Genomic DNA, 12552 nt, shown 5'->3' on the forward strand with positions numbered 1-12552 from the left:
CTGCGCTACGACTCACTCACTTGGCAGGTGTAATGCTCTGCACCTGCGGCGCGCCGTTCACCCGCACCTGCAACGCCGAATCACCGGCCAACGGCCCCGGTGCCGGCCAGCGCATTACCGCCCCCGGCAGCACGTACCCCAGCAGCCCTTCGGCAAGCGGTCTGCTCTGCCCTGCCTGTTTGATTGCCACGTCAGTCAGTCGCGCATGCACCGCGCCCTGATTACGCACTTCGACATAGGGCTTGCCGTCCACGGCCACCGTGCGCCAGCTCAATTGCGGCAGGCCGACACCCTTGGGATCACGCGCGCGGCTGCTATCTTCCTTGCTCCACAGCCCGGCGCCATAGGCAAACAGCGGCACCGAATAACGCATCTGGAAGCGGATCGCTGCGGCGGTTTTGCCTCCGTCAGCGGTCGCGGGTTGTGCGGAAGGAATTTCGTCAATGATGATCCGATAGGCCAGTTCCTGCCCCGGTGGCACTTCCTTGGTTCGGGTCAGACGCACCAATTGTTTCTGTCCCGGCTCGATTTTCGCCACCGGCGGGCTGCCGATCACGTCGCGCTGGTTCTGGTATTGCTCGGCGAAACCACTCTGGCTCCAGCCGAACACGCGGATCTGCAGATTGGCGGTTTCACTGCCGCGATTCTCCAGCCACAGCGCACTGGCCTGCTGATCAGCCTCCAGCACCGGATCGATCGGCCAGATCAGCACCGAACTCGCCGCGTGTGCCTGACTTGCCCCAAGCATGACCAGCGTCCACATCGCACAGCGCACGAACGAATGCCGTGACGTAACTGACCCCATAAACCTGCTCCTTGTCGGCCATTCAACTTCGCCTTACCACGACAGTTGCACCTGCAACACGTCGCTGTACGTCCCCCCAGGCTGATTGCCCGGCAATTGCACCTGACCGTAAATCGGCAGGCTGATGTTGTTCGCATCGCTGTAGGCCACCGCCACACTCTGGCCGATGCCCAGGCTCTGGCTGTATGCCGCATCACTAAACAGCGCATACGCCACCCGCGCATTACCGCTGTTGACCTGCATGTGCCGGCCACTGTTGTTGTACTGGCCGCCATCAACGCTCATGTTCAGCGTCACGCCCGGCGTGCATTGCAATTGCACCCCACCCGTCAGCGCGACCTGCACGGTGCCAGTGGCCAGTGCCGAACGCGAACCGAAATTCAGCCCGCCATAGTTCGACACCCCGCCCACCACCAGACACCCGGCAGTGACCGTGGCACTGACCTGAAAGCTCTGGCTCGTCGCCGCTGTCAGCGGCAGCGGCGCACTGCCTGCGCAGAGCAGGAGCAGCGCGGCACAGCCATGGCGGCGCATGGCATCAGAACGTCAGTTCGACGGCGACAGTATCGGTGTATGTCCCCGCCGGCAAACCGGCCTTGCCGACCGCTTGACCGTAGATGTTCACTGTCTGCGCCACACCAGTACTGGCGGCGAGGTTGATCGTCCCGTCAATCGCCAGCAGTTGCGAATGTCCGGCATCGGTGTACAAGTCGTACGGCACGTAATTGGCAACGCCGTCGTACAGCGCCCGCGTGCCACCCGGTGACATTCCGTCGTGGGAGCCCGCGCGTACCTTGACCGTCGGCGTGGTGCCGCTGGAGCAGAGAATCGACAACGCCCCGCCGCCGCCGCCCAACACCTGCCCGGTGGCGGTGGTGAACAGGCTGTTGGCAGTGCCGAAGTTCAACGCACCGAAGTTCAGCCCGGTGGAACCGCCAGCACCGTTGACCTGACAGCTGCTGATCAGAATCAGGCTGGAGGTGATCTGGCCGGTGACCGTGGTGGCGGCGTTGGCACTGGAAACCAGCGCCAGGCCAAGCAACGACAAACCTATCCTTGATGCAAACATACGCATGGTGTCCGTCCTCTACGGGGTTACCAGTCGAGCGTCACCGTCAGGGTGTCGGTATAGACCCCTGCCGGTACCGCACGGGTATTCGCCACCACCGTGCCAAATACCGGAATGGGTATCTGCGCACCGCTGGTGACAGCGAAATTGTGTTGCTGGCCGATGCTGTAACTCCGGACGCCGGAGGGATCGACAAACAGCTGATAAGGGAGGGTCTGGCGACCGTTGCTCAGGCGCCGGGTATTGCCGTCACCGTGGGTGCCGCCGTCGATGGTGACGGTGAAACCGGTGACCGAGGGATTGCAGGCGACGTTGAGTTTGCCGCTGCTGTCGCCGTCCAGACTGGCCTTGATCGGTGCGTTCCAGGTGGGCCCCTGAAGGCCGAAGTCGAGGGTGCCGAGGGCGCTGAGCGGATTTTCGGGTGTGCTGGTATTGGTGACTTCGCAGCCGGCAATCAGGATCAGCCGCGCATTGATCTGCCCGCTGACCGCCGCTTGCGCCTCGTCTGCGAGCAATGCCAGCGTACCTGCTGCCACCACCATCCAGTGTTTACCTGTCATTGCGCCCGTCCCTGCTCCTTTACGCTGATTCGATCACCGCGCTCATCATCGAACGCCTTCCTTGCGCACCCGCGTCCAGCGACTGCCTTGAAACCACACTCACCAGGTGACCGTCACCTTGACCAGATCCGAATAACGGCTGACCTGCGGCACCTCAGCCAGGCGCTCGATCCGCGCGTACAGTGGCAACTCCACCGTGCCGCTGTCCGGCACCCGCCCACTGACCGGAACATCCACCACCAGCGGCACCCGGCGCGCCGCGTCCTGATACAAGCGGTACGGAATCGGTTTACTGCCGACCGAACCGGCCATGTAACGGACTTCGCCGACACCGCCATGCAAACCGCCGTCGACACGCATCTGGTACGGCGTGTCAGGGTTGCACTCCAGCCGTGGCAGGCGTTGATTGGTCAGCGCCGCTGCCAACGGCCCGGCCGGGTCATCGAGGCGCGCGGTGCTGCCGAAATCGAGCACACCCAATTGCTCGATACCAGCCTGCCGCTGCTGGCCGATCAACTGGCAGCCGCGTTGCACATCGACGCGCACTTCGACCTGAAGATCCGCCGAATAGGCAGGCGCAGCGAGCACACCCAACAGCCCCATGACCCCATATACATTCACTGCGCCATTCCTTGTCAGTGATCGCTTGCGACGTCGTTTCTGTGATTGAGGTTAGCAACGGTCGACGATTCCGCCAGTCGATTGGATCCATGGATCGGCCGGGATATGTTTCGAAAGATTGACAACGGGGCGAGTAATGTCGCTAAAAATGGCTGTACGTGCCGCACAAATTTGTTCAATAACCGCCCACTGTCGACACGTCGCGGTGGCTGGTCATCTCGGCGTCTGGTTACACTACATCGCCGCGCTCCCGGGAGCCGGTTTTGACGAACACGGAGACGCCGACAGTGCCTGCCCACCCGCCGAAACGATCGCGACTGATCCAGCGCTGGCCGGCGTTGCGCCGCTGGTTCGGCAAGGGTTTGCCGGCCGGCGCCGGGCATGACGCCAGCGCCCAGTCGATCCGCGATTACTTCCGACACAAGGCCAGCGGTCAGGGCTACACCCTCAGCCACAGCCAGCAGCGCGTCATCGAGTGCATGGCGCAGCAGGCCAGTCTGCTGTTGGCCGCCAACAGCCGAACCGCGCCAAGCCTGTATCTGTTCGGCGCCGTCGGGCGTGGCAAGAGCTGGCTGCTCGACGGCTTCTTCCAGGCGCTGCCGATCACTCAGAAACGACGCTTGCATTTCCATCAGTTTTTCGCGCAATTGCATCAGGGCATGTTCAGCCATCGCCTGCAGGACGATGCCCTCGAAGTGACTCTCGACGAACTGCTGCAAGATTGTCGGGTGCTGTGTTTCGACGAGTTTCATGTGCATGACATCGGCGATGCCATGCTGATCACCCGGCTGTTCAAGGCGTTGTTCAAACGACGGATTCTGCTGCTGGTGACCTCCAACTATGCGCCTGAAGGTTTGCTGCCCAATCCGCTTTATCACGCCCGCTTCAAACCGGTGATCGAACTGATCAATACGCACATGCAGGTGATGGAAGTCGGCGGCCCGCACGATTACCGCAGCCAGACGCGTCACTCTGCACACCAGATATTCACCCAGGGACATTACGTGTGGCCGGCCACGCCAGCACAACGCACGGCCCTGGATCTGCCACCTGCAGAGGCACCGGCCGTTGCGCTAACGGTCGGCACCCGGCAGTTTCAGGCGCGGTTTTTTGAGAAGCGGCGGGTCGGTTTTACCTTCAACGATCTGTGCGAACAGCCAACGGCGGTGATGGATTACCTGGAACTGTGTCGCCGTTTCGACCGCTGGATCATCGATGATCTGCCGGAACTGGCGGAGTGCTCGATCGCCGCGCAACAACGCTTCATCAACCTGATCGACGTGCTTTACGACCAGGACAAGTACCTGACGCTACTCGGTCGTTTGCCCTTGCGTGAAAGCCTGGACGGCCAGGCCATTGACCTGGCGCGCACGCGCAGTCGGTTGGGGCAGTTGCAAGAGATACACAACAGCGACTGAGCACGCCGGCCCTGTGGGAGCGAGCCTGCTCGCGAAAGCGCCCTGTCAGTCACATCTCAGCGGCCGACACTCCGCCTTCGCGAGCAAGCTCGCTCCCACAGGGTTCCATGGCGCTTGCAGCATTCCGCTCAAGCCCGGAACCCGCTTTGCCGTTATCATGTCGCCCATTCCCGGCGCCCCAGCGGCGCGCACCTGATCAATAGCGAACCCCAACATGCACACCCTTGCTCAATTGCGTGCCGGCGAGTTGTCGGGCATCACTCGGCTGGATCTGTCTTGTGGCCTGACCGAATTCCCGCGCGAGATTTTCGATCTGGCCGACACCCTGGAAATCCTCAATCTCAGCGGCAACGCCCTGAGCCGCCTGCCGGATGACTTGCACCGTCTGACGCGCCTGCGGGTGCTGTTCTGCTCCGACAACCCGTTTACCGAACTGCCGACCTGCCTCGGCCAGTGCGCGGCGCTGACGATGATCGGCTTCAGAGCCAATCGCATCGTCAACGTACCCGCTGCAGCCCTGCCACCGCAGCTGCGCTGGCTGATTCTGACCGACAACTGCCTTGAAAGCCTGCCGAGCGAACTCGGTGAGCGCCCTGCCCTGCAAAAGCTCATGCTGTCCGGCAACCGTCTGCAAGCGCTGCCACCCTCGCTGAGCAACTGCCATCGTCTGGAGCTGTTGCGCATCTCCGCCAACCGCCTGACCGAGCTGCCGCAGTGGCTGCTCGCGCTGCCGAGCCTGACCTGGCTGGCCTACGCCGGTAACCCGCTGGAAACCGAGGCGGACGCTGCCGCGCTCGACGCGACGGCACAGATCCCCTGGTCTGCGCTAAGTCTGGAGCAACGCTTGGGTGAAGGCGCCTCGGGGGTGATTTCCCGGGCGAACTGGCAACGCGACGATGGTTCGGTGATACCGGTTGCGGTGAAGTTGTACAAAGGTGAAATGACCAGCGACGGCTCGCCGCTGCACGAAATGAATGCGTGTATCACCGCCGGCCTGCATCCCAATCTGATCCGCGTCGAGGGACGCATCAGTGGCCATCCCGACGGCCAGCAAGGATTGGTGATGCAATTGATCGATCCGTCGTTCCGCAACCTCGCCGACCTGCCCAGCCTGGCGTCCTGCTCGCGGGATGTGTACGCCGATGATTGCCGGTTCAGTGCCGAGGTCGCGCTGAACATTGCCAAAGGCATCGCTTCGGCAGCCGAACACTTGCATCAGCAAGGCATCACCCACGGCGATCTCTACGGGCACAACATTCTGTTGAACGAGCGCGGCGATTGCCTGCTCGGGGATTTTGGCGGGGCGTCGTTCCATGCTGTCGATGACACGCTGGAAACGCGCGCGTTGCAACGCATCGAAGTACGTGCGTTCGGGATTCTGCTGGGTGAGTTGCTGGCGCGCGTCGACTCGGGGTTGAGTGATGAGCGGCGTCGTGTTCTTGAGGAACTGGAGCGACGTTGCTGTCAGGCGGATGTGCTGGCGCGACCGGGGTTTGCTGAGGTCATGCGGCAGCTTGAGAATCTGTGACCGCTGCGCGGTCAATCGCGAGCAGGCTCACTCCTACAGTGGACGGTGGTGATCACAAATGATGTGTTCACCTCTGGCCTGTAGGCCTGCGCCTGGTCGCGATGTGGCCATCACTGACGCAGCCGATCAGCCCGCCAGGCCAACAAACATGTCCTGCACGTCATCATGGTTGTCGAGGCCTTCGAGGAACGCTTCAACTTCAGCCATCTGCTCGTCACTCAAGCCGCTGACCGGGTTCTTCGGCTGGTAGCCGAGCTTGGCCGACAGCACGGTGAAACCCTGCTCTGGCAACGCTTTCTGCACCGAATCCAGGTCGGTAGGGTCGGTCAGGAACAGCGTTGCGCCGTCTTCGCCCGGCTCGAAATCCTGAGCACCGGCTTCGATCGCGGCCATTTCCGGATCGGCGTCCGGGGTGTCCGGCGAGGCTTCGATCATGCCGACGTGGTTGAAGTCCCAGGCCACGGAGCCGGAAGCCCCCAGTTGGCCTTTACGGAACGCCACGCGGATTTCGGCGACGGTACGGTTGATGTTGTCGGTCACGCACTCGACGATCAGCGGCACCTGGTGCGGGGCGAACCCTTCGTAGGTCACGCGATGGTATTGCACGGTTTCACCCAGCAGACCGGCGCCTTTCTTGATCGCGCGATCGAGGGTTTCTTTTGGCATCGAGGCTTTCTTGGCCTGTTCGACCACCAGACGCAGGTGTGCGTTGGTGGTGGTATCGGCACCGTTGCGGGCAGCGATGGTGATTTCCTTCACCAATTTGCCGAAGATCTTGCCTTTGGCGTTGGCTGCCGCTTCTTTGTGTTTAACCTTCCACTGTGCGCCCATTACTCACTCTCTTGATCTGTGGCGCCGAGACATCTATTGGCCGACGCGTGGCGCCAAGTTTATACGGCCTAAAGTCGGCAATCGACCAAAAAAACGCAATGTGGAATCGACATCTTCACCAGAGCTTGTAGGGGAATTCTGAAAAACGCCTTTGACATGACCATTCAACGCTGCGGTTTCGTACCCTCTCAGGCCCGTATTGCCTGACAGAGCCTGTTCGAATGCTCAATGACAAGGAAAGTCCTTTTACCCTGACCCTGACCGACAGCGGTCTGTGCCTGCCGGTGGTGCGTTTTCACGGCGAGGAAGCGCTCAACCAGCCCTACCGTTTCGACATCGAACTGATCGGTTTGGCCCCCGCCGTGACGCCGGGCACATTCCTGCAACAACGGGCCTTTCTGCGTCTGGACGACCATCATGGAATCCACGGCGTGATCGACAGTGCCAGTTGCGAACATCGCGGTACGCACCGGATCGGCTATCGCGTGACGGTCGTGCCGCGCTTGCACAGGCTGGCTCAGCCGAGCAAACGGCGAGTGTTCGTGCAACAGAGTGTGCCGCAGATTCTCCAGCAGTTGCTCACGGAAAACGCCCTGCCCGCCGACGGCTACCGGATTGAAATGACTGTCGGCCGCTACCCGATCCGGCCTTTTTGCATCCAGTACGAAGAAAGTGATCTGGCGCTGCTGCACAGACTTTGCGAAGAGGAAGGCATTCACTATCACTTTGAACACCGGATGGACGGACACGTTGTCGTGTTTGCCGATGACAGCCTCAGTCTGCCGCAAACGCCGGTACTGGTTCCGTTCAAGGCCTGTGAGCAAACGCCTTCTCCCTGCATCACTTCGCTGTACCAGCATCATCACGCCGCGCCCGTCGCCACGCTGCATGCCGTGCGTAACCGAGGGCAGCGGGCGATCAGCGACGAGGCCGCCAACCACATCACGGCAAATCCCTTGCCGCAGGCATCTTCCCTCGAACAACGACACCACGAACAACGCAGCCGTCGACATCTGGAACGGCAACGCTGCCAGCATCGCACGATCAACGGCCGCAGCGACCGGATCGGCTTGCTCAGTGGACAACTGCTGCAAGTGTCGGCGCATCCGGTCAGCCACTTCAACGAACAATGGCGGCTCACCTCGATACGTCATCACGGGCAACATCCGTCGATTCTTGACCCGACCCCACCCTTGCACCGCTACGAGAACGATTTTACCGCCCAGCCCTGGTCAAGCGATTTTCGCCCGGCGCTCAACCAACCGCGTCCCGGCATTGCCGGTTATCACCTGGCGCTGGTGCTGGGACCTGCCGGGCAACCGGCGCAGCTCGATGAAGAGGGTCGGGTCGCCGTCAGGCTGTGGCCCTCGGAACATCTGCAAACCCTTGATGACGAGGCGATCTGGCTGCCCATCGCGATGACTCGCGCCAATGGCCGAGTGGCACGGGAGGAACTGCCCTGCGCTGGCAGCGAAGTGTGGGTGAGTTTCCTTGACAGCGACCCCGACCGGCCGATTCTGTGTCTGGGCAACTCACGCAAGCCCACACCTCGCGAACCACCCGCACGTGACAGCCTATTACTCGACTGGCTACTCGACAGCGGCGCACGCTGATCCCTTTGTAAGAGTGGCCGCAGGCTGCGATCTTTTGATTTTGATCTTAAAAACCAGATCGAAAGATCGCAGCCTGCGGCAGCTCCTACATCAACACGCCGTGCTTCAGGCTTTGTCAGCCTTGCCCGCCGCCGCAGCGAATTTCGCCAGACGCACATCCAGATGCCGAGGACGCCGCCCGTGATCTTCGGCGCGCTCCTTGCGGCGGATGGCGTTGCGCACCATCAACGAACCGAGGTAGCGGATTGGCTCCGGCGGGAAATAACCCAGCGGCCCGTTGACCAGCGGCGAGCGGGTCCACGGGTTGTCCAGGCCCTGCACCAACGAAGCAAGAATCTGCCCGCCCATGTGGCACGGGCCGACGCCGCTGCCGGAATAGCCGAAGCCGTAAAACACATTGCCGGCGCTGCTCATCTGGCCGAAGAACGGCAAACCGGTGACCGAGCGATCCGACGGGCCGTTCCAGGTGGCATCGACTTTGACATCGGCAAACGCCGGGAAGAAGTCGGCGAGGCTATTTTTCAGCAGGCCGGCATAAGGCGATGGCTGATCGAACACCGGCAGCATGCGCCCGCCAAACGCGAAGGTGTTGCCACCCTTGCCGAGCATGATCCGGCCGTCCGGAGTGTTGTGGTAGTAGTGCACGAAAATCCGCGAATCGAGCACAGTGACCCCGCTGGTCAGGCCGATCTGCTGTAACAGATCCGGGCGCGGCTCGGTGATCAGCATGTCGCTGGAAACAATCGCCACGCTGCGTTCGAACTGTGGAAAGGCACGGGCCATCCACGCATTCATCGCCAGCACTACGCGATCGGCAACAATACTGCCGTTCGGTGTTTGCAGGCGTGCCGGGCGCCCTTCTTCCAGCCCGGTCATTGCCGTATTTTCGTGAATTTTCACACCCAACTGCAACGCCACGCGACGCAAGCCACGCACCAGTTTGCCCGGTTGCACACTGGCCGCCGCCGGCGAGAACCAGCCTTCCAGATGCTTGTTCGAACCGGCCATGCGCTGCACATCGGCCAGCGGACGCTGGGTAAACGAGTTGATACCGTTGCGCTCCAGTGCAGCGATTACCGCATCGGTCGAGCCGACTTGCGCGCGGTTGGTCGCGGTGTACAGCGTGCCGTCGAGCCGATAATCGGCATCGACGCCGTACTGCTCACAGAACTCGCCGATCGCGTGGATACTGCGCTCCGATTCCTTGACCAGGCGCACCGCTTCCTCGACGCCAAACAAGCGTTCAAGGGTGAAATACTTCGCCGACCACGACAGCGCACAACCACCGTTGCGCCCGCTGGCGCCGGCGCCGCAGATGTCCGCTTCGATCAGCAAGACATCGAGTTCGGGGTTTTGTTGCTTGAGCATGATCGCTGTCCACAACCCGGTGTACCCGCCGCCGACGATGCACACATCGGCGCGGACTTCGCCTTGCAACGGCGGGCAGATTTGCGAGGTGTCGGCCTGCAAGGCCTGCTCCAGCCAAAACGGTCTCATGGGGTTTCTCCAAGTCAGATGGCCACGACCCAGCCTGCCGCGAGCGTCGCAGCAGGCCACGAGGCAAGGGTTTCAGGAACGCAGGGGTTTGATCGTCAGCGGGCAATTGGGGATCGAGGCGCGCGGCTCCATCACGCCAACCGGTCGGCTGTTCCAGTGCGGAATCAGCACCAGCGCCGAGAACAGCGCGCAACCGGCGAAGACGATGAACACCGTCACCGAGTCGAAGTAACCCGGCAGCAAACCGCCAAGTACCGCACCAACCGAGCCGCAGCCGTTGACGAAACCGGCCGCCGTGGCGCCGGCCTTGGCTTTGCCGAAGTCGATCGCGGCGGCACCGCTGATCATCGAGTCCGGGCCATACAAAGTCAGGCCCATGACGAACAGCAGCGCGACCACCAGCAACACACTGCCGGTATGCAACGCGGCCATAAACAGCGCCAGCGTCACGGTCAGCGCCAGCAAGCTCAACACGCAGGCCGGCATCCGACGGGCGCCGAACAGTTTGTCCGAGGCCAGGCCAATCAGGATCGGCCCGAGCAACCCGGCCAGTTCAAACGAAGTGGGAATGATCGCCGCGCCGACCTTGCCGACACTCGGCATCTGTTCAAAGACAATCACCGGGCCCCACAACAGAATCGCGTAACGCGCCGGTTTCAACATGAAATACGCCAGGCCCAATACCAGCACCGTGCGGTTACGCAGGATTTCCTTCAAGGGCTCCCAGACGCTGAGCTTGCTGTTGGCTTCGGTTTCTTCCGCCGTCAATTCAGGTTCCGGCTCGACCGCCGGCAAGCCGACGTCTTCCGGCTTGTTGCGCTGGAAGATAAAGAACAACACCGCCACCACGGCGACCACCACCGCACTGGAAATGAACGCCGCGTGCCAGGTGCCCACCAACGTATAGGCCCACCAGCCGGCGAACGGCGACGCTACCAGACCACCAAACGCGTAACAGGAACTCCATAACCCGAGCACTCGCCCGCGTTGTTGGGAGGGGAAAAAACTGCCGAGGTTTTTGCACAATCCCGACCATCCGGTGGACTGCGCCAAGCCCTGAATCAACATGCAGGTGGCGAAGATTGGCAACGTCGCGTAACTGCCCATCACCAGCGCCGCTGCGGCGGAAATCAGCAAACCGCCGAGCACCACGACCCGTGGGCCAAAGCGGTCAGCGAGCATGCCCCAAGTGAACTGGCCGAGGGCATAAGCCGCCAGATAGATCGCATCGAGGTTGGCCATGGCCATCTTGTCGAGCATGAAGGTCGGGTCTTCGGCGATGCCGAGTTTGGCCACCGAAAACGCTTTGCGGGTGAAATAGAAAGCGGCGTACGCAAGCCAGGTAATCGCGAAAATCTGCACGCGCCAACGCGCAATGGTGCCGATGTGCTTGTTCATGGTGGTTCTGACCTCAGGGTGTGAGTGTGCCGGCAGAATCGTTAAGAAAAACGCCTGTGTTTTTATTGTTGAGCACTGCGATATCACCCCGTCCCTGTGGCGATATCGGTCAGATGAGTCCTGTTGTTGCACGCACAGGCTCATGGCTACCGTGCGGCCCGAGCGGGCAGTCAGCGATGGCGTGAGCCGATCAAAGCAATTACTGTTTAATAAATAAAATCGATTTATCGTATTTCACACATAAGCTCAGCTTGTTACTGACTAAACGATCAGGTGACTGCATGTCGGTGTCCCACGCCCAACTCAAAGCCTTCCACGCCGTGGCCGTGCATGGAAGCTTCACCAAAGCCGCCGAGCGCCTTTTTCTCACGCAACCGGCGATATCCGACCAAGTGCGCAAACTCGAAGAGCGTTTTGGCGTTTTGCTGTTTCACCGCAATAAACGTTCCGTACGCCTGACTGACCTGGGCGAACGCTTGCTGGCGATCACCCAGCGCCTGTTTGTGATTGAAGCCGAAGCACAGGAACTGTTGCAGGAATCCCAGGCCCTGCAGACCGGCAGCCTGATTCTGGCAGTGGATGCGCCGGTCCACGTGCTGCCGCAGATCGCGCGGTTCTGCGAGCGCTATCCGGGGATCAGCGTGAAGATCGAGACCGGCAATACCGATGAATCGTTGTTTCGCCTGTTCAACTATCAGGCCGACCTAGCGTTGCTGGGGCGTGACGTCAGCGATGAGCGCTTGCTGTGCGTGCCGCTGCGCAATGATCCGATGGTCGCGTTCGTGTCGCGCCATCATCCGTGGGCCGAGCGTGAATCGATCTGCCTGGCAGACCTGGATGACACGCCGCTGGTGTTGCGTGAGCACGGTTCGGTAACCCGGCAGACGCTGGAAGAGGAAATGGCCCGCGCGGGGTTTCGCATTCGTCCGGCGATTCAGGTTGAGGGCCGGGAAGCGGCGCGTGAGGCGGTGGTGGTCGGGATTGGCGTTGGCGTGGTGTCGGCGGCGGAATTTGGTGCGGACTCGCGGGTGTGCGCGTTGCCGATTGTCGACTGCACCCGACGGTTGACGGAGACGCTGGTGTGCTTGCGCGAGCAAAGCAATCGACGGGTGGTGGCGACCTTTCTCGATATGGTGCGCCAGAGTCTTGTGTGAACCGTGATGGCCCCTTCGCGAGCAAGCTCGCTCCCACAGGGGTTACGCATTCCAAATG

12 protein-coding genes are annotated in these 12552 nt (G+C 61.5%); 4 read left to right on the forward strand and 8 right to left on the reverse strand.

Annotated features, from left to right (window positions below; translation table 11 throughout):
- Nucleotides 1-16 precede the first annotated feature (16 nt).
- The 5 genes from AC1DVF_RS17605 to AC1DVF_RS17625 all read right to left on the reverse strand — a co-directional run bounded on the left by AC1DVF_RS17605 (nucleotide 17) and on the right by AC1DVF_RS17625 (nucleotide 3037).
- Nucleotides 17-805, reverse strand: coding sequence for a fimbrial biogenesis chaperone (locus tag AC1DVF_RS17605; RefSeq protein ID WP_099756682.1), 789 nt, complete (start codon nucleotides 803-805; stop codon nucleotides 17-19).
- Between the two features lie 33 nt (nucleotides 806-838).
- The gene (locus AC1DVF_RS17610) at nucleotides 839-1339 is read right to left on the reverse strand and encodes a Csu type fimbrial protein (RefSeq protein WP_414926366.1); all 501 of its coding nucleotides are present in this window, start codon (nucleotides 1337-1339) and stop codon (nucleotides 839-841) included.
- Nucleotides 1340-1343: 4 nt separating this feature from the next.
- Nucleotides 1344-1880: a Csu type fimbrial protein gene (locus tag AC1DVF_RS17615; RefSeq protein WP_064389251.1), complete on the reverse strand. Its 537-nt coding sequence runs from the start codon at nucleotides 1878-1880 to the stop codon at nucleotides 1344-1346.
- A gap of 20 nt (nucleotides 1881-1900) precedes the next feature.
- Nucleotides 1901-2434 carry a Csu type fimbrial protein gene (locus AC1DVF_RS17620; RefSeq protein ID WP_477782879.1) on the reverse strand — a complete coding sequence of 178 codons (534 nt, stop codon included), beginning with the start codon at nucleotides 2432-2434 and terminating at the stop codon, nucleotides 1901-1903.
- A gap of 99 nt (nucleotides 2435-2533) precedes the next feature.
- Nucleotides 2534-3037 (reverse strand): Csu type fimbrial protein, encoded by a 504-nt coding sequence (locus tag AC1DVF_RS17625; protein ID WP_460131163.1) that lies wholly within the window; start codon nucleotides 3035-3037, stop codon nucleotides 2534-2536.
- 305 nt (nucleotides 3038-3342) lie between these two features.
- Between AC1DVF_RS17625 and zapE the strand changes: the two genes are divergently transcribed.
- On the forward strand, nucleotides 3343-4473 hold the full coding sequence (gene zapE / locus AC1DVF_RS17630; RefSeq protein ID WP_477782880.1) for a cell division protein ZapE: 1131 nt from the start codon (nucleotides 3343-3345) through the stop codon (nucleotides 4471-4473).
- Between the two features lie 214 nt (nucleotides 4474-4687).
- Nucleotides 4688-6001: a leucine-rich repeat-containing protein kinase family protein gene (locus AC1DVF_RS17635; RefSeq protein WP_116256041.1), complete on the forward strand. Its 1314-nt coding sequence runs from the start codon at nucleotides 4688-4690 to the stop codon at nucleotides 5999-6001.
- 126 nt (nucleotides 6002-6127) lie between these two features.
- Here the strand turns inward: AC1DVF_RS17635 and AC1DVF_RS17640 are convergent, their stop codons facing one another.
- The gene (locus AC1DVF_RS17640) at nucleotides 6128-6832 is read right to left on the reverse strand and encodes a YebC/PmpR family DNA-binding transcriptional regulator (protein ID WP_099756686.1); all 705 of its coding nucleotides are present in this window, start codon (nucleotides 6830-6832) and stop codon (nucleotides 6128-6130) included.
- 221 nt (nucleotides 6833-7053) lie between these two features.
- Here AC1DVF_RS17640 and AC1DVF_RS17645 point away from each other — a divergent pair, with 221 nt between their 5' ends.
- Nucleotides 7054-8445, forward strand: a complete 1392-nt coding sequence (locus AC1DVF_RS17645; protein ID WP_477782881.1) for a type VI secretion system Vgr family protein — start codon at nucleotides 7054-7056, stop codon at nucleotides 8443-8445.
- A gap of 105 nt (nucleotides 8446-8550) precedes the next feature.
- Here the strand turns inward: AC1DVF_RS17645 and AC1DVF_RS17650 are convergent, their stop codons facing one another.
- Both AC1DVF_RS17650 and AC1DVF_RS17655 read right to left on the reverse strand, forming a co-directional pair.
- Nucleotides 8551-9942, reverse strand: a complete 1392-nt coding sequence (locus AC1DVF_RS17650) for an FAD-dependent oxidoreductase (RefSeq protein ID WP_477782882.1) — start codon at nucleotides 9940-9942, stop codon at nucleotides 8551-8553.
- Nucleotides 9943-10014: 72 nt separating this feature from the next.
- Nucleotides 10015-11340: an MFS transporter gene (locus AC1DVF_RS17655; protein WP_093434083.1), complete on the reverse strand. Its 1326-nt coding sequence runs from the start codon at nucleotides 11338-11340 to the stop codon at nucleotides 10015-10017.
- A gap of 281 nt (nucleotides 11341-11621) precedes the next feature.
- Between AC1DVF_RS17655 and AC1DVF_RS17660 the strand changes: the two genes are divergently transcribed.
- The gene (locus AC1DVF_RS17660; protein ID WP_093434080.1) at nucleotides 11622-12494 is read left to right on the forward strand and encodes a LysR family transcriptional regulator; all 873 of its coding nucleotides are present in this window, start codon (nucleotides 11622-11624) and stop codon (nucleotides 12492-12494) included.
- Nucleotides 12495-12552: the final 58 nt, after the last annotated feature.

The sequence above is a fragment of the Pseudomonas sp. P4_D7 genome, from assembly GCF_056401755.1.